Here is an 18,286-nt window from a genome sequence, read left to right on the forward strand (position 1 = left end):
GGTCGCACAAAAGTAAATATCGCCTTCCCTTTTGTTTTTTTCTACCCGATGATCAAAGAAGCCCCAGTCAACGATGTTGGCTGGGGCTTCCTCACTTATAATCCCTTCTATTTCCTTAAATGGTTCAAAACAGATCAATAAAAAAAGATCATTCAATTGCCGGCGTAACCACCTCTACCCAATAACCGGAACTACTGGCGAAGATATCATTGTCATACATCGCGCCACAAGTACTGGCAGGCAAATAGAATCGCCCACTATAGGTAGCACTGAGATAAACCCGGAAGGTTTTATTTTCATTCCTTCCCAAATTGAAGAAGGTGTTTACGCGATCATCGCGGAAATCTCGATAGTTGTAGCCAGATTCAGGGTTCGTATTGATTTCCTCAAAACGGGTATTGGTGATTTCCCAGCCCGCCGGAAACACCTGCTCTAAAGCCAACTGACGATAGCCATAATTGAGTGAATTCGGATGCGAAACTGTCACTTCTGCAATAAAATCCGTTCCCTGCTCCATGCGCGACACATCAAGCAATGTTCCTGCGGCATCTCGATAAACAATATTAATCTGAAGTTGCCTACTGATGGGCTGCTCTTCTTCCGGCAGGGGCTGTCCTTGACGAACAATGCTGCCAAAAAGCTTCTGCGTACTGGTGTTTTTTACCAGGATAGGGTTCGTACGATCTTTCAGGTTTATTTGAATGTAAGGGTGATCAGCTCCTACGTCTATTGCATTGGCAGCCCCTTGTTTCATGGTGAAAGTGTACGTCTTGCTCAATTCATCATTTTCACCAATGTATTTACTAAACGACAAGAGACAATAGGCTACTTCCTGTGTACTTAGCCATCTCTGGGAGTTCATTTGCTTAGCAATTTGCTGGGCTACTAAGTCCGCAGAAGATTGATCCTCTAATAAAATCAACGTTTCCAGGATCATAGCTTGATCACGTAATCCCGAACCATAGGTAAAGTCCATTTCTCGGTAATTAGAAACCTCCGTAGTAAGCGAGCGAACCAGGTCTTTGGCAGCACTCCCCTGCCCTGCCAGTGCATACGCAGCCGCTAAGCGCCAGCGGCTCGTCCCACTCAGGGCATTGCGTTCTCTCAGGCGATTCATCGCTCCCAGTTCAGGTTTTCCAGCCAAAGCCAAGGTATATAAACGGTAAGCTTGATCCAGTTCATAGCTTCTTCGGCTGACAAGGCCGAAATCAGCTACACGGCCATCCCACGCGCGAGCAGCACCCTGCTGGTAATCTTGCCAATTTTGCAGTACCCCTGAAGGAATTGTGTAACCTGCTGCTTGGGCAGCCAAAAGAAAATGCCCAACATAAGAAGTTGCCCAAGAGGATATTTCTCCACGATTTGGCCAATAAGAAAATGCACCGTCACTTCTTTGAAACTGCCTTAATCGGTCGAGTGCAACCCCAATATTTGTACGAACCTTATCGCGCTGCTCATCATTAAGCTCCATAAAGGTGGCTAAATGCAACTGGGGAAAAGCAGCCGACGTCGTTTGCTCAAGACAACCGTAGGGATAGCGCAGCAAATACTTCAACCTACGCTCAAGGTCTAACGGAGGTAGATTTGTCATTTCCAGCGTACCTGTACGGGTTCCTTCGGAGCCGAAAGGAACATAATCCAGTGTTTTTTCCTCTCCTTTGGCCAATACAAACGGTGTCGCCAAGCTTTGCATTGGGTTGGGGTTGCGGATATCAATCTCTATCTCTTGCGTTGTACGTTCTCCGCCGCCTTCAGCAATGACTGTAAATTTCGCTACCCCCGTTCCATTACCGACACTGATCGGGAAGCGTATCAGTTGATCACCGGTCGTAGAGAAGTTTACTTGCTTACTTGCCGTTGCAATATTCACCAAACCAGAACTTTCTTCTAAGCGTACTTTTATATTACCAAGTTTTTCTTTCATGGCAAATACATTGACAGGGAGCTCCAATTGTTCGCCAATACCTAGTACACGCGGCAAGGTTGCCAGTACCATTAATGGTTTGCGAACAGGCACCGATTTTTCGGCCGAGCCATAAGCATGCGGCTTCGCTGCGACAACCATTGCTCTTACCGCTCCTACATAATTGGGCATTCTCAAGCGGTGTTTGACTTTCTGCCCTTTGCCTAGCTCAAATGGCCCTAAATGCAGGACAACCGGATCAAAGCGATTAGCACGATCCTCTTTTTTACCACCTGCCAAATCACCATCACCACCAATGGTCAAAACATGATTGAGCTCGACATTGGTTCTTGATAAAACATAGCGGTACAAGTCCCACGTTTTCACACCCAAAGCCTCACGTGCAAAGAAAGTCTCGTGTGGGTTTGGCGTTTTGAAGTTGGTAAGGCTCAATAGTCCTTCATCAACGACAGCCAGCGTATAGGTCATCGCTTGCCCCTTGGTTTCAGAAACTTCTACAGTGAAAAAATCTTCCGGCTTCAACTCTTCAGCCATCAATATCTTAGGTTCCAAGATTGTTGCTGGGTCTTCGACCTTGATGGGGATTACACCGTAGGCGCGCATCGGCAAGTCATTCGCATCCTGGTCATAGGGTTGCAAAACGGTGAGGAAAGCATAGACGGTAGGCGCCATATCTGCCGTGGCTTTGAAGGAAACAACATTGTCGCCGGCCTGGGTATCCAACCAACGTTCTTCGATTACGCCTTCTCCGTTTTCTAAACTCAACAACGCCCTGCCAGCACTACCAGCGGGAAAGGTCACACTTACTTCATCACCTACCTCGTAGGCCGTTTTATCGGTTCGGAAGGTAAGCATACTCGCTTCTTCAGAGAAAGTGTCTTCATTGTACCAAGGCGAACCAGCATACACATAACCGGCAGCACAATGCCCACTTTCCTCATCACATACTCGAATAAGGTAGCGGCCCCAATCGTCCACTTTTACTTTCCAATTGGCCTTTCCACTAGCGTCCGTGGTGACTGTCTCTGAGGAAAGGCTACGCAAATTCCGGTCACGGGCATAGCGTGCGCCACGGGCATCCTCATCATCCCACCACCAACGCCATTCCACTCGAAACAATTCTGTTTTCAGTTTACGTCCAGCAGCAACTTTACCCTGATAATTGGCACTTGCTAATTGGATGGTTGCATCTTCGCCAATCAGCACCCTCGGACTGCCATAGCGATCTTCTGGCATTCTTAAACCTGCATAGTAATCGAATGGGAAGACTTCAAACGAACGGCTTTCTGTGCTAAAATTGCCTCCTTGCTCATAAACGCGCGTTCGCAGTCGCATGTGCAATGGCCCGGCAGCAGTATTCGCATTAGGCATGCGCACTTCCACCGTTGCTTTCCCTTTATCATCCAACGGCGCATCAAAAACGACTTGGTTTTGCGAAAGCAAATTGCCTTGATTACGGTCGTAAAAACTATAATCAGGAAATGCTTCAAACCCACTTCTGTCCAATTGGAACGAAGCTTCTACATTTGCTTTTAAATTGGCCGCGGGAGCGCCATGTAACCAAGCAGCCTCCAGGTTCATTCGAGAAACACCTGATGACATTCTGATGGGATCTTCGGCACCGGTAAGGGCTACTTTTATCCGATTAGGTTTGATGGTCTCAATCCTTAGGTTTTTGCGAAATACAGCATCGCCAGCAGAGATAGACGCCTGCCAAACTCCTGTAATATCATCTGGCGATGTACGGAAAAAGACCGGGTAAATTTCGCCCTCAGGCACAATACCCTCTCGCTTTTCGACCATTTGGCCTTGGGCATCGCGAAGTTCAAACGTTACAGGATAGGCCGGAGGAAGAAGACCTTTTTCATCTTCTAAAACGAAATTCAAAAAGACAGAGTCGCCGGGACGCCACACCCCTCTTTCTGCATAGAGGTAACCTTTTAGCCCTTCTTGAAGTACGGTGCCTCCTACGTCAAAACGGCTGGTAGATAACGCGCTACCATCATCAAGGCGAACGTAGGCTTGATCAGCTGTGGTTTCAGCAACAGCAAAAAAGGCGTCTTCTGATAATTCTTTAGCCCCTAACCCCTTGGCATTGGTTGTCAAGGTTCCTAACAATTGCTGCTGATAGTCATAGAAATGAACTGTAGCTTCAGCTACAGGTCCCGCCGTTTGCAGGTTAGTCACGGCTACGGAATAAGACTGATTTTGCCCTTCTTTAACGATGAGCCCTAAATTAGAGGTCATTACATTACGGACAATAAACCGATCAGAATTATAGTAAGCAGGGTAACACGGATCATCGCGCTGGTCCCAACGATATTCCTGGTAGTAACCTTCCAGGCCATACCAGTTATTCAGTATACTGGCGTCATTGTTTCGATTATACCGCTCTTGAAAAGTGAAATTTTGGTTGGAACAATTATAGCGGCTTTGATCACGTCGAAAACCAATACGTACTTGATAAAAAGACTTGGCATCCATTTCAAAAAACTGGCGCAAATCCAGTGCATAACGCTCCCATTGCGCGTGGTTACCTGTTGGTTTAAGGTTCTTCAGCGCGACTTCCTGCCGTAGGATGACTTTACCGACTTTATTCAGATCGTATTGGCCATCCAGGTTGTTATCCTGAAGGAATTGCAAAATGTTGCTGCTGTGTATTTTGAAAATTTCTACCTCAACAGCATTTAAGCCAATAGCCTCGAATGGGAAAACCAATTTTGCGGAAGCAGGAAGAATATTTCCTTGTCCAACTAATCGCACCTGTGGTTCTGTGGCGGTAAAAGTTACCTCCCAAACGCTGCTTCTAGGCATTGTTTCTCTGTAACGATTTTGGATACCCGTATAGACACTTAACTGTTGGTTGCCAGCAAGAGGTTCATTCAGATAAAGAGTGAGAACGTGCCCTTTAGCTACATAACGGAATTCATTCGTACTATTACTAATGTTTACCAAGCCACTAAAATCCTGGTCTTCTTTGATGGGGTCGGAAAAATGAATATCAACCTTGGCTTCGCCTCCTCCGTAAGGGACTGCTTTGGTTACCTTAAAGTCGCCGATCTTTGGCACCTCCACCTTCTCATTTCCTTTCTGCATTGCACTAATTGCAGCACCATTCCAGCTGAGGGTTATTTCACTCGTTGCTTCACCTCTCTTCACACCAGGCGCTGTGAAATAATGGACGGTTCCTTCTGCATTATGAGACCAGACAAGATTAAGCGCCTCGTTACTTTGAGCGACACTAAGCAACTCAGGAACCTCTTCGTCAGCAACGTAATCCGATGTAAGAATCTGCCCTTTTAGCACCTGAGATTCCCGAACAGAGGGATCTGGTGTCGTCAGCCCATCTAATTCAAGAGAAACGAAAGGGTCGCGGGTTTTTACAGAAAACTCAAATTGCCGAGCTTCCTCTGGTACATTATCAAAAAGGTCTTCTAAAGCAACGGTTACGATATAGGCCGTAGCAAATTCCATTGCCGGTGCAGGATCAAAACGGAGGGTTTGGCGATCAACCCAAGTCCATTTTCCTGCTGCCGAAGGAGACATTTCCACAAGTCCCCTTGCAGCCTCTGTCCCTACCTCTTCTTCTGTAACAACGATGCCTGCAAACTGTATTTTTAATGGGGCGATCCGTGATACAACGCCATTGGAGTAAGCATACACGTAAGCCTTAGCGCTTTCTGGCATGGGCTTGGCGGTCTTATTACTCGAACAAGATTGCCCTATTATTAACAAGAGTGAAAAAAACAAGAGGAGTACACGGTTCATAGAGGTAGGTATTAGTACGTTTTTAGGAATAATTCTAACAAGTCATAAAAATAACGTTAATTAGCACAAGCTCTTTAATCGAACTCTTAAAAGACTAAAATATTTAACATGCCCCGCCAAATTGCGCTTTTCCCCCTTCAGATTGTGGTCTTTCCCGGTGAGGCCGTTAACCTTCACATCTTTGAAGAGCGTTACCGCAAACTGATTAAGGATTGCGAAGAAGATGGTATCACTTTTGGTATTCCCACTTACCAAAATGGCTCGATAAAAGAATTTGGCACAGAGGTAAGGTTACTGAATATTGAGAAGGTTTATCCCGGCGGCGAAATGGATGTCAAGATGGAAGCTTTGGGCATTTTTAGAATCAAAGATTTCTACCCTACGCTAGAAAACAAACCTTACGCTGGCGGATTGGTCAATGATTACGAGATCGACCACAATGAAGACCCTCGCCTCAATGAGCAAATTCTTGCCTATAGTAAGAGGCTCTTTGCTGCAATGAAAATCAAGCGTTCCCTTCCTGAAAATGCCAGCAACTTTACCACTTACGACATTGCTCACTTTGTTGGCTTCGACCCCGAACAAGAGTACCAATTTCTAACGACCTTCAATGCCGCTAGCCGCCAACAACTCATCATTGAGCAGATCAGCCGCATCTTACCTATTGTAAAAGAAATGGAAAATTTGAGGGACAGAGCCAAGATGAATGGCCACTTCAAGAATTTGATTCCGCCAGAAATATAGTGGGCAAAAAAAACACCACACAAGTACCGGGTGGTTTTGGACCCTCGATAAAACATGGTTAGAGCCGCTGTTGTGGTTCAGTAATCCCCTTGTCTCGTAATGAGAATATCAACCGAAGTTGATACTGAGGCCCGCCTTAGTCACACGCAAAGTCAAACTCTAATTTAATAAGTGTAGAGCCAAAACGCTTGTGGGTACCTGCGTGGTTTGTTTTGCTGATAGGCATTTCGACTATCGAGTCGAGAACCTATACTATGCAAGGACAATAACGGATGATCGCGGGAAAAGTTTTGATGGAGGGAGAATTTAGTGGTGTAAACCCAGCGACGTAGATCCAACCGACGCCGAATAGAGGAGGTCTATCGCGCAGAGGTACAAAGGCGCAGAGATTTTTTACTGCCAATAATTTCTGTTAACAAAATGAACAAGCCGATATTTAATGCTCTTCGTCCTTTAAACGAAACTTAACAGGCAAGTTAAAATAAACACTTCTTACTCGCCCACGGCTACTTGTTGGTGTAAAGCGGACACCCTGATTGACCATGTCTTCTACCACCTGCAAGGCTGCCAAACCACATCCATAACCAATGTCTCTTAAGAGTATTGCGTCACCGACCGATCCATCTTTAAACACTGTAAAACGTACAACGACCATACGTATTCTGCTGGTCGAGAGACCAGCGAGATATAACATATTAGTTCGGAAACTAACATGCGCTATGGTTTAGGAAACGTATAAAAACTGATGTTTGCACTTTTCTAAAGCTCGCACCCGCCATAAATGACGGGGAACCCAACTAATCTAGGACAATCAAAACTCTGAGGAGCTTTCGACGATAAGCGAAGCTAATCCCAATACCTTTTACAAAGTACCCCGTACCACTACTCTTTACTCCTCGGCTTCAGTCCCAACCGCAAGCTCACCACATGGGAAAAGGTATTCTGGTCATCCCCCAAATCGGTGTAGGCATAATCAACGAGAAGGCTGCCTAATTGGAGGCCGATGCCCATACTGGGGCGCATGGTGAGGGTTTCTTCGTTGCCGAAATCAAGCTCGCGCTGAAATTGATTGATACCGGCACGTAGGAAGAGGAATTTGCGGTAAGCCATCTCTAAGCCCAGGCTTGGATCAATACTGATAGGATCGGCAGAAATGAGGGTGTTGCGCTGGCCGTCGGTGGTGAAAATCAGGTTCATTTCGGATAGCAGGCTCACTTTTTCGTTTATCTCAAAGGTGCGCGCACCGCCCATAATGAGTTGTGGGCGCGTGATTTCTACCGAATTGATAGGAACTTCGTTATTCGTCAGTTCCAAGATGTCTTTTTCTTGATCGGTAAAAGAAAAGCTCCATGCGTTGAAAGTGGTGGTAATGTCTTTGGCAAGGACGGCCCAAACCCACTTGTCGCGTACGACCTGCACGCCCAAGTCGGCACCAAAGCCCCAAGAGGTTGCAAAGGGGCCAATTCTACGATGCACCACTTTTATAGAACCACCAAAACGGATAGGCCCTTGGGGTTTGTTGATCTCTTTGGCGTAAGAGCCCACAAACGCATAATCAGCAGAGGAAAAATCTGTGATATTATCGAAATTGATAGAACCGTCGCTTTCGTAAAGAGAAAGCGTATTGGGAATATTATCAATACCAAAGCGTACGAGGCTAAAAGCAAGACGATTGCCCGCCTGGGTAGTTGGTAGCGTAAAAGCCAAGTAATCGAATTTGCCTACGCCACCAAACCACTCCGAGTGCATCGCCCCCAACTGGAGGCCATCATCCGGCGTGAGAGCCGCTAGACCTGCAGGATTCCATACCCCGGCATAGACATCATTGGTACTTGCAACAACGGAATTGCCCATGGCCTGTGCCCTTGCTCCTACTCCAATAGAGAGAAATTCATTGGAATATTTTTGAGCTTGCAGCTCTGTAAAAAACAAGGTGCTCATTAAAATCAGGCACAGGTAAATATATCTCATAGTCGTTATTTTCGATGCTTTCCTCAAGGAAACGTAAAAGTGGAGGTTTTACCCTTCCAGAAAGGCAAATTTAACAGCCTCCGTCGAGGAAATGACAAAAGAGAGGAAAAAATTCAGGTTAACTATCAAGAGTATCTATGAAAGTACAATTCGCGCGGAGACGCAGAGGTTTTCTTTTGATTGCCCCAAATGGGCACTTGCCCAAGGATTATTGACACACACCTCTAAGACTAACCAACTACAACACAGCTTCCGCAAATGCTAAGCTCATTTGCTGAAGATATTGAGTTGGGTTCAACATCGCGTCCTCTTGGCTCGTTGCATATTCCATTATCGAAAACACCTTTTTTATCTTCAATGTTTCATGAGCGCTCGGGGGTAATGCACTCACACCTACAAAAAGATAAAGCGGCTTTTGATGATCTGCACATAATTTGGCGACACCATCGATGACCTTTCCTTGTAGGGATTGTTCGTCTAGCTTTCCCTCTCCGCTGATGACGATGTCTGCGGCAGCTATCTTTTCCGGCAGCTTGGTCAGGGTGCTCAATGCCGCAAAGCCGCCTTTAATTTCGCCGCCCAGCAGGCCAACCATTCCGGCGGCTGTTGCACCTGCGGCTCCCCCACCCTGTAAGCTATCCAATGCTACTCCGAACTGATCGTTAATAAGGGCGCATAAATGTTTAGCACCAGCATCTAAATCCTCAATTTGTTGTTCTGTCCCTCCCTTTTGTTGGGCATAAATAGAAGCAGCACCATTTTCACCGTAAGGGGGATTGTTAACATCACAAAGGACATGAAATTTCGTCTCCTGATATACTACTGAAGGAGGGATAATCTTGGCTATTTTGATCAAATTTTCACCGACAGGTGCTAAAGCCTCCCCCTCCTCATCCAGTAACATTCCGCCAAGGGCAGTAATGATACCAAGCCCAAAATCATTGGTTGCACTACCGCCGAGCAGTAAATAAATGTCTGTTATTCCTTGATCTACAGCATGCTTTACCATCAAACCTGTACCAAAGGTTGAGGTAAGCATTGGGTCGCGTTCTTCTTCCTTGAGTAACACCAAGCCACTTGCACTGGCCAATTCTATAAAAGCCTGATTTTGATTATGGAGGTAACTCGCTTTAATAGGCCTACCTAATGGATCAACGGTAGCTACCTCCATTTCATCAAGCCCTAAGGTTTCGACAAGTATTTCTAAAGAACCATCTCCTCCATCTGCCATAGGGTGAATCTCAATTTCTAACTCGGGAACAATAGAAAACAAGTTCTCAGCTATCGTTTCACAAACAGCTTGAGCGGATAGTGACCCTTTGAATTTATCAGGCGCAAGGAGTATTTTCATTACACGGGGGTACTGGTTTGATTGTTTAGTTGAAGAATCCTGGGAATTTGATACTGAAGACAACAATTGCAACAAAGAACAAGAGTAATATCGCAATTTTACGCCAAGGAAGTTCTTCCATACTCCAATCAGTTGTACTCGTTTCTTCTCCTTTTCCTGGTAATAAATAGCTGAATAACAGTGCACTTCCTAAGGTAACAACGGCCCCTACGGCATTCCACCAGAACCAAAAGATAGAGGGTACAAATAGCCATAAATAAACATTGACTGCAACGCCTAATAAAAGACCTACGTTAGCTGCTTTACCGTGAATTTTCTTTATGCCTACCGCCGCAACAAAGGTGGCAAGAATCGGTCCGTAAAACAGTGACCCGACTTTGTTGATCGCCTCAATTACCGTCTCTGCTATATCTCCTGTGAAAAAGGCGAAGCCGATACAAAGAACACCCCAGAAGAGCACGGTATACTTTGAGTAACGCATGTACTCCTTGTCACTGAGGTCTTTCTTTGAGGCAAAAAAGTCTTCTACAGAAGCTGCACTCAGTGAATTAACCGCAGAGCTTAAAGAAGACATCGCTGCTGAAAAGATAGCGACCATCAAAATACCAATGACGCCGTGCGGGAGAAAATCCCTGATGAAGACAGGGATCATTAAATCAGGCTTATTACTTGGTATTTCCTGGGCAAATTCAGGGTTGAGCACCACCAAAGTTCCAATTACCAAACCCATAATACAATAGACAAGCGTGATAGGGAATCGCAAAAGCCCGTTCCATAACAAGGTTTTCTTTAGCGTCGGTAAGTTTGGCGCTGAGAACAATCGTTGCACCTGGCTTTGGTCTGTTCCGTAATAAGAAGCATACAAGAAAAAACCACCCAAAAGCATTGGCCAGAAGCCAAACTCTTCTCCTTTTTGAAAGCCTAGTTTATCAAAGTTGACAACCTCTAGGCGAGCTGGGTCTACTTGCTGTAAAAAAGCATCCCATCCACCTACGGCCTGCAAACCAAAAAACAGACAAATAACCATTCCTGCAAATAGTATCACCATCTGAATGACATCACCATAAACAACGGCCTTCATCCCTCCTTGTAGTGAGTAGACTAGTGTAACAATACCAATAAGCAAAATTGTCATCCACATGGGGATGGCCATAACACTGGTAAGAATAAGCGCAATGGCATAAATCATGACACTGGTACCAAAGGCCCGACTGATCTGAAACACGCCACTCAATAACAGTCGAGTAGACCTGCCGAATCGTTTTTCCAAATAGGCATAAACACTAACAACACCAGATGTATACAAAGTAGGAACGAGAAATACCATAAGGAATATCATCGCCAGGGGGACCGCAAATTCATAGGTAAGCCAAGTCATCCCACCTCCTTCTTTCAAGCCTACAAAAGCAGGTGCCGAAACAAAGCTAATGGCTGACAACTGCGTCGCAAGCGTGCTGATAGATAGTGAGAACCAGCCAAATTGTTTTCCACCAAGGAAGTAGTCTTTACTGTTCTGGTTATTGCGGAACATCCGCCCAAGCAACAGTAAGCCTACTAGGTAAATGGCAATGATTACTAAGTCTAATGTATTCATGGTATTTCTAATAAGGTGAAAATAAGTTTAAATCTAACTGGCTATTACTGACAAAGAGAAGATTATTGATCCTTATGTAGTAAATCTAGGACACAAGCGGAAGTCCAGGAAAACTGGCCGCCGCCATATCCTTTGTCAAGTTGAGCAGCTACGGATTTCTGTGCTTCAAAGTATTCGTAAAAACCCTGTTTTGTGATCAACTCAAGGAAGTCTTCTTTTACAATTTTCGCTGTAGCGGAAAAACCATAATGCTGTAATCCCTCATAGATCAGCCAATTCATCTGTGGCCAAATTGGTCCGCGCCAATAGCGTTTCGAGTCAAACAAAGGATCATCTACATCGAAACTAGGGCACAGGTAGTAACCTCTGTTATGCAAATCATTCAAATAATCATTGAGCTTATCAGCTTGATCCTTGGTTGCGATTTCCGCAGATAGTGCTGTCAGGCCGCCAATTTCTTTGTACTCAATCTGGGCCTCTTTGCGAAGATCGTAGCAAGTAAAAGTAGCAAGGTTTTCATTCCATAGTTTCTCTCTGAAGCTTTTAACAGACTGTGCCTGCCATTCCTTCAGTTCTCCCGTGTCTAGCCCCAACCGCTCCCCTATCCGAATAAGACTTTGGTTGGATTGAATTAAAACCGCATTGGTGAGCGTATCCTGAAGAAGTACTGGACTTTCTTCAAAAATACCTTCCCCATCATATTGGTGCCTTTTCCCCAACTCAAGCATGTATACGAAACGGTCGTACTGGTCGCTGGTGGGTCTTTCTTTTTTGTCTGCAAGCTTTGTATCCTGGCGGGTATACGCCGGCAAGGTCGATTTGTCGATCTGAATACGAGCATTAGACTCATCCCAAAGCGGACTATTATCGCGTCCTGTTTCCCAAGGGTGATATAAAAAAGCCAGGCCTTCTCTTTTCGGATCGCGATAAGTGTAAAAGAACCGATGAGAATGAACCACTTTGGGGAAAATAGCTTTCACAAAAGCTAAAAACGCCCCATCATTTGGAAATTTGGCCAAGAGCTTCTCTAAAATAAAGCCATGCACCGGAGGCTGAGTAATCCCGGATGTTTTGGGCTTTTGCTGTGCTCCGGGGTTAACGGTGGTGTTCCAAAAATCATGGTTTGGGAAATAGCTGGTCTCTGTTTCGCTATGAAAAATAATATGAGGAATCATCCCATTTTCCCATTGCCCAGAGAATAGCGAATTCAACTCGCGGATCGCCCACTTTGGCTCGAAATACGCGTGCCCTAAACAAGTGAAACCTGAATCCCAATTCCACTGGAAAGGATAGAGCTTGTTGGTGGGAACCGTAAATCCGTCCCGCCAATTCAACCTTAGTATTTGTTCCGCTTCTTCGGCTAAATCTTGATAAAGCATCTAACAATAGTTTGTAATTAGAAAAGTGATTCAGTTAATCATTTCTCCAAATAAAATTTCACCCAACGCGCCCTCGACACTCTTGAATACCGAGGCAAATTGATATGCAAAATTATATTAGCCAATCGACTACTGTAAACAGTCAACTATCTTCTTTTAACACTATTCTATACTTTTTTACTAGATCTAGCCACCAAGTTGTTATTATTGTATCTATGAAACCAGGATATGAAAAAATAATTGAACCAGCAGAGCAATCCTTCACTGCTAGGATGGTAAATAGAGATAGCCGCCCCTTGTTAAGCCAAGCTTGGCATTATCATCCAGAGATAGAAATTTGTTACACACTAAAGAGTAACGGAAGAAGGTTTGTTGGTAATCAGATCGACGACTACCAGAAAGGAGACCTTGTGTTATTGGGGTCTAACCTGCCACATGGATTCACAACAGAGCACAAGTGTAGCCAGATTGTCTTGCAGATGATGCCTAATTTTATGGGGGATGCCTTTTTCCTAAAACCAGAATTAAGACATATCCATTCTCTTTTCGAACGAGCAAAGCAAGGAATCGCTTTTTCTGACAAAGTAAAGCCTAAAGCCTTGCGGCTAATGCGAAAAATATTGGCAGAGAAAGGCCTATCCAAGTTCATGTACCTATTGGAGTTGTTACAATTACTAGCAGTGTGCCAGCAATATGAAACGATCTGTCCTAAAACCTATGCTTTGGAGTTCAATGAAACACAGTTGGGGAGAATAAAAATTGTCTACGATCACATTATGCAGCACTATACCAAGGTGGTAAACATCAAGGAAGTAGCTGATAAATTAAACATCTCGGAAGCTGCATTCTATAAATTCATTAAAAAACAAACACAGAAAACTTATACTCAGATCATTAACGAGTTTCGGATCAACTACGCCGGTAGGTTATTAATGGACACGGAGAAATCGGTAGGAGAAATATGCCACGAATGTGGTTTCAACAACGTGTCCTATTTCAATCGAAAATTCAAACAATTGATGCAACGGACGCCAGAGAATTTCCGACAGCAATACGCTAATACTGCCAGTTAATCATCTTGCTGAGCTTTCAAATCCCGGTTTACAGCAATCGCTGCATTTAATTCAAAACCGATCAATAAGATCAAAGAGTTGAGCTGTATCCACAACATGATAATAATAAAAGTACCAATAGAGCCGTAAAACTTGTGGTAAGTGTCGTAGCGGTTGAATTCATCAATGTAGAAGGAAAAGGCCAGCGAAGACAGGATACAAAGCACCGTAGCCAAGGTCGTTCCCGGAGAAAAAATGGCCATCCGACGATGAGTTGCCGAACCATAACGATACAAAACGGCAATTCCAAAATAGAAAACCATCAAGATCGAAAGCCAACGCAGTAAGCCAATAGCAAACTCACCAACCTGCGTAAGATGTACAACTTCACTGATCCAGGTAATAAAAAGACTACCTAAAATAATGAAAATGACAGAAAATATCAGCAAAAAACCGACTAAACCTGTCAGCATAATAGCAACAGCTCGCTTGCGAAGGCCTCCCCGCTGTTTGAAGGTGTCGCGGTAGGATTTTTCAAAACTCCGCATCATCGCCAGCATCCCATTTGAAGAAAAATAGATGGCTAATACGAAACCAAAAGACAACAATCCAATTCGAGGCGTATCGGTGATTTCATGAATAAAATCAAACACGAGGCTTCCGGCTTGCCCTGGCATAACCCGGGTAATCTCTTGTTCAAGCACATAATTAAAGTTGGCCAACTCTGGAACCACCCCGGAGAGAAAGTCCAGTAAAAAAGGGACCAGCGTAAAAAGGGTTAGTAAAGAGGGGAAAAGCGAGAGAAAAAAGCTGTAGGCAATACTGTTTGCTCGGGTAAACAGGTCAAACCTGCGAATCTCATTAAATACAAAAACAACTACATCATAAATCGGCACACGAAAAAAACCCGGCAACGAAGTCCGTTTCGACCAATCCAAAACTTGTTTGACGATTGGCAAATTGTAAACCCAATCTTGTATCTCCTTAGGAGTAGGCCACTTAAACTTCTTCAAAGTAAGGCTTCAATTTTTCCAGCAAATAGGATGGTGTTTCAATCGACTTATTGGTCTTGGCATCAATAAAACAAAGCTTTACCGAGCCGCCATTCACCAATTTACCCTTTTCATTAAACAACTCCATGTGAAAGGTGATGGTTTTCTGCGGAAGGTGCCGCAAAGTCGACCGAATCGTAATTAGCTCATCATAAAGCGCTGGGCGGACGTAGCGACACTGCAAAGTCATTACCGGCATTAGCACATTATGCTCCTCCTCCATGGCCCGGTAGCTCAACCCCAAGGAACGGATCATCTCCGCTCTCCCTATTTCGTAATACTGGGCATAATTCCCGTAGTAGAGATACCCCATCTGATCGGTTTCACCGTAGCGTACGCGCTTAGTACATTCGTGTGTTAGCATTTGACAAAACTAGCATTTTGTCTACACTTTTTTGTATTTCAGGCGGATTGAATTGCCGATAACCACTACATCAGAGAAGGCCATAAACAAAGCACCCCACATCGGATTGAGGAAACCCATTGCCGCAATAGGAATGGCTACAATGTTATAAGCAAAAGCCCAAAAGAGGTTTTGCCGTATCGTTTGTACCGTTTTTTCAGCGATCCCGAATGCCTCTGGTAGCACATCAATACGCCCTTTCAGCAGGATAACTTTGGCCGACTGAATAGCTACCTGAGATGCACTACTCAAGGATATTCCCAGGTCAGCTTGTGCAAGTGCAGGCGCGTCATTGATCCCGTCACCGACCATTGCCGTAGGGTGTTTTTCGCTGATGTTTTTTATGATAGATAATTTTTCAGCAGGAAGTTTCTCAGCGTGATATTCTTTTACACCAATCTTTTCGGCCAGTATTTGGGTTTTGTCCGCTCTATCTCCGCTAAGGATGAAAGAATTCCGCCCTTGGCCTTCAAGAGCCTGGATGGCTTCGCTCACTCCTTTTTTCAAATCATCCCCTAATTTGAATATTGCCAGGACTTCCCTTTCTCGCAACAAGAAAATGTCCCCGTCACAATCCGCATCATTTTCCAAGAGGCGTTTGGAGCCTAGCCGATAACGGATGCCCGTTTCATCAACGGCGGTCATACCTATACCTCTTTCTTCTTCTACTGTTAGTGCTGGTAAAGTTTCTGCTCGGGGCATACCTTCCAGTGCTTCCCGTAAAGAAACAGCAATGGGGTGGCTTGAATATTGCTCCATCGCCCAAACCAGGCTATTGGCTTTTTTCATTTCTCCGGTTGGGTATTCGGCTTTTTCTACCCGAAACTTCCCAGTGGTTAAAGTACCTGTTTTGTCAAAAACAATGTTTTTGATGGTTGCCAACTGTTCTACGGTACGGCCGCCCTTAATCAGCACCCCTAGTTTTGCTAATCGCCCTACGCCTACCATCACGGCGGTAGGTGTTGCGAGGCCCATTGCGCATGGACAGGAAATAACGAGTACCGCGATGGCATTGAGCAATGCCTGGGTTGCGGTAAGCCCAAAAGCAAAATGCCCGAGCAAAAAAGTGAGCAGAGATATACCAACTACTGCGGGAACAAATATTGCACTGATTTTATCTGCTAATTGTTGAATCGGGGGCTTATCCTGCTGGGCTGTTTTTACCAATTCTACCATTTGCTCCAGCACCGTGTTTTTTCCGCTGGCAGTTACCTTCATTTGTAGGTTTCCTTTGAGGAGTAGGCTGCCGCCAATCAATTCAGAGGACAATTCCTTTGCCGCAGGCATACTTTCGCCGGTAAGCATACTTTCGTCAACCAAGCCTTCTCCTTGAAGGAGCGTTCCATCTGCGGGAATTCGATCCCCTTCATTAATTTGAAGGAGCATTCCTATTTGCAATTCCTTCTGAGGAATCTCCACCAACTGCCCAGAAGGAAGAATTCTGCGTGCGGAGGTAGCCTGCAACTGTGTGAGTTCACCAATAGCCGACGTCGTTTGGGCCACTGCTCGTTTCTCCAACCAATTGCCCAATAGTACCAAGGTTATGATTGTAGCAACGGTTTCAAAGAAGTAATAATCTGGGTTTTGTAAAACAAGTCCAAATATGCTGTATACAAAGGCTGCGGTACTACCTAAAAAGATCAAGACATCCATATTGGGTACTCCGCCACGTAGGCTACTCAATGCACTACTACCAAAGTGTACTACTCCGATAACGAAAGGAGGAAGCGTAAGGCCAAGCTGCACCCAAGGGTTCATCAACCATGCGGGCGCCCAGCCCACCATCATCAGTAAATGTCCTAATAATAACGGCAGCGTAAACAGAGCACTAACGAGTAGCTTCTTTTCAAAGGTCCAAAAAACAGGCTGTGGTTCTTCTTCTAAAACAGTATAGCCTAGTTTTTCAATCCCCGACTTGATCTTATCAAGGCCTAAGTCTCCATTGCCAGACGCAAAACGGACTTCTTTGGTTTGAAAGTTTACAAAAACGTCTTCCAGGCCCTTGCGTTCAAGGTATCGAGAGATGCTCATGGCGCAATTATTGCAGTCCATGCCATCTACTTTAAGTTCTATTAATTCTTTTCCCATGGTATATTGGTGAACATCTTTAAATTAGCGGTAGTTTTATAAGGAAGTGCCCTTTGCTGCAAAGATGTGGCGAAAAAGCATGCAACTCAATTTCATAAATCAATTATAATATGAGAACATTCATTCTTTTAGCCTTTTTAGCCACCTTTTCCTTAGCCTGTGGTGGTGGAACGGAAACAACAGATTCTGCAACCGAAGAAATGGAAGCACCTGCTGTCGTTGAAACGAAAGTCACGATCAGCCCTATGCCTGCTTCTCCAGATTTTCCGGATGCTGCAATTACAAGCATGAGCTATCAATCAGGAAAGTTTTCCTTCGGCATTGATGGTGGAGAAAGCGGTTACACTTTAGGTAATCAAACCAGTGATGCTGCACAAAAAATGTGTGCAAACTCTGCACAAGGTCAGCACATTCACCTGATTCTTGACAATGAACCCTACGCTGCTAAATATGAGGCTGATTTCGACTACGAGATCGCTGATGGAAACCACTACCTACTAGCCTTCCTGAGTCGTTCGTACCATGAAAGCATCAAGCATGCTACTGCTGCCAAGGTTGCGGTAATCAGTGTAAATGGCCAAAGTATTTCTGGTGAAAAAGAGGTTACAGAACCTATGCTGTTTTACAGTCGCCCCAAAGGCACATACACAGGAAAGGATACCGAAAACTTGATGCTCGATTTTTACCTGGCCAACGTTACCCTTGGTGACGATTACAAGGTTAAAGCAGAAGTTGGTGGAGAAACTTTCATGATCGACACCTGGCAACCGTACTTCCTCAAGGGGCTGCCTATGGGCGAGCATACCGTAACATTGACGCTCGTTGATGCGGAAGGTAAGACCGTTGATACACCACTGAATCCTGTAAGCCGTACTATTACGCTGGCAGAAGATAAAGCCGAAGGATAAATTAACTGTGCTCCTGGCTTTTAGCTTTTTTCAACTAAAAGCCAGGAGTCCT

Annotated in this window: 12 protein-coding genes; 3 read left to right on the plus strand and 9 right to left on the minus strand. The window is 44.8% G+C overall.

Features of this window, described 5'->3' with window-relative positions; all coding sequences use genetic code 11:
* Positions 1–148: 148 nt before the first annotated feature.
* On the minus strand, positions 149–5,692 hold the full coding sequence (locus ACRBG0_RS17835; RefSeq protein ID WP_431488220.1) for an alpha-2-macroglobulin family protein: 5,544 nt from the start codon (positions 5,690–5,692) through the stop codon (positions 149–151).
* A 108-nt stretch (positions 5,693–5,800) separates the two neighbouring features.
* Here ACRBG0_RS17835 and ACRBG0_RS17840 point away from each other — a divergent pair, with 108 nt between their 5' ends.
* Positions 5,801–6,436 (plus strand): LON peptidase substrate-binding domain-containing protein, encoded by a 636-nt coding sequence (locus tag ACRBG0_RS17840; protein WP_431488221.1) that lies wholly within the window; start codon positions 5,801–5,803, stop codon positions 6,434–6,436.
* Between the two features lie 436 nt (positions 6,437–6,872).
* Here the strand turns inward: ACRBG0_RS17840 and ACRBG0_RS17845 are convergent, their stop codons facing one another.
* From ACRBG0_RS17845 to ACRBG0_RS17865, 5 genes are all read right to left on the minus strand, one after another.
* A complete protein-coding gene (locus tag ACRBG0_RS17845; protein WP_431488222.1) occupies positions 6,873–7,091 on the minus strand; it encodes a hypothetical protein in 219 nt (72 codons plus the stop codon).
* 227 nt (positions 7,092–7,318) lie between these two features.
* Entirely contained in the window at positions 7,319–8,407 is a 1,089-nt protein-coding gene (locus tag ACRBG0_RS17850; RefSeq protein ID WP_431488223.1) for a hypothetical protein, read from the minus strand.
* A 238-nt stretch (positions 8,408–8,645) separates the two neighbouring features.
* The gene (locus ACRBG0_RS17855; protein WP_431488224.1) at positions 8,646–9,758 is read right to left on the minus strand and encodes a glycerate kinase; all 1,113 of its coding nucleotides are present in this window, start codon (positions 9,756–9,758) and stop codon (positions 8,646–8,648) included.
* A 25-nt stretch (positions 9,759–9,783) separates the two neighbouring features.
* Positions 9,784–11,352 carry a sodium:solute symporter gene (locus tag ACRBG0_RS17860; protein WP_431488225.1) on the minus strand — a complete coding sequence of 523 codons (1,569 nt, stop codon included), beginning with the start codon at positions 11,350–11,352 and terminating at the stop codon, positions 9,784–9,786.
* Between the two features lie 62 nt (positions 11,353–11,414).
* The gene (locus ACRBG0_RS17865) at positions 11,415–12,731 is read right to left on the minus strand and encodes an MGH1-like glycoside hydrolase domain-containing protein (RefSeq protein WP_431488226.1); all 1,317 of its coding nucleotides are present in this window, start codon (positions 12,729–12,731) and stop codon (positions 11,415–11,417) included.
* 215 nt (positions 12,732–12,946) lie between these two features.
* Here ACRBG0_RS17865 and ACRBG0_RS17870 point away from each other — a divergent pair, with 215 nt between their 5' ends.
* Positions 12,947–13,804 (plus strand): AraC family transcriptional regulator, encoded by an 858-nt coding sequence (locus ACRBG0_RS17870; RefSeq protein WP_431488227.1) that lies wholly within the window; start codon positions 12,947–12,949, stop codon positions 13,802–13,804.
* Here the strand turns inward: ACRBG0_RS17870 and ACRBG0_RS17875 are convergent.
* From ACRBG0_RS17875 to ACRBG0_RS17885, 3 genes are read right to left on the minus strand one after another with little or no spacing between them, the layout of a single operon-like run.
* The gene (locus tag ACRBG0_RS17875; RefSeq protein WP_431488228.1) at positions 13,801–14,796 is read right to left on the minus strand and encodes a YihY/virulence factor BrkB family protein; all 996 of its coding nucleotides are present in this window, start codon (positions 14,794–14,796) and stop codon (positions 13,801–13,803) included. The genes ACRBG0_RS17870 and ACRBG0_RS17875 overlap by 4 nt on opposite strands.
* Complete coding sequence (locus ACRBG0_RS17880; protein WP_431488229.1) at positions 14,783–15,199, minus strand: acyl-CoA thioesterase; 417 nt, start codon at positions 15,197–15,199, stop codon at positions 14,783–14,785. The genes ACRBG0_RS17875 and ACRBG0_RS17880 overlap by 14 nt, the downstream gene beginning before the upstream one ends.
* 21 nt (positions 15,200–15,220) lie before the next feature.
* Complete coding sequence (locus tag ACRBG0_RS17885) at positions 15,221–17,326, minus strand: heavy metal translocating P-type ATPase (RefSeq protein WP_431488230.1); 2,106 nt, start codon at positions 17,324–17,326, stop codon at positions 15,221–15,223.
* Between the two features lie 110 nt (positions 17,327–17,436).
* Here ACRBG0_RS17885 and ACRBG0_RS17890 point away from each other — a divergent pair, with 110 nt between their 5' ends.
* Entirely contained in the window at positions 17,437–18,234 is a 798-nt protein-coding gene (locus ACRBG0_RS17890; protein WP_431488231.1) for a phosphopeptide-binding protein, read from the plus strand.
* The last annotated feature ends 52 nt before the right edge of the window (positions 18,235–18,286 follow it).

Source organism: Lewinella sp. (assembly GCF_050633125.1).
GTDB lineage: Bacteria > Bacteroidota > Bacteroidia > Chitinophagales > Saprospiraceae > Lewinella.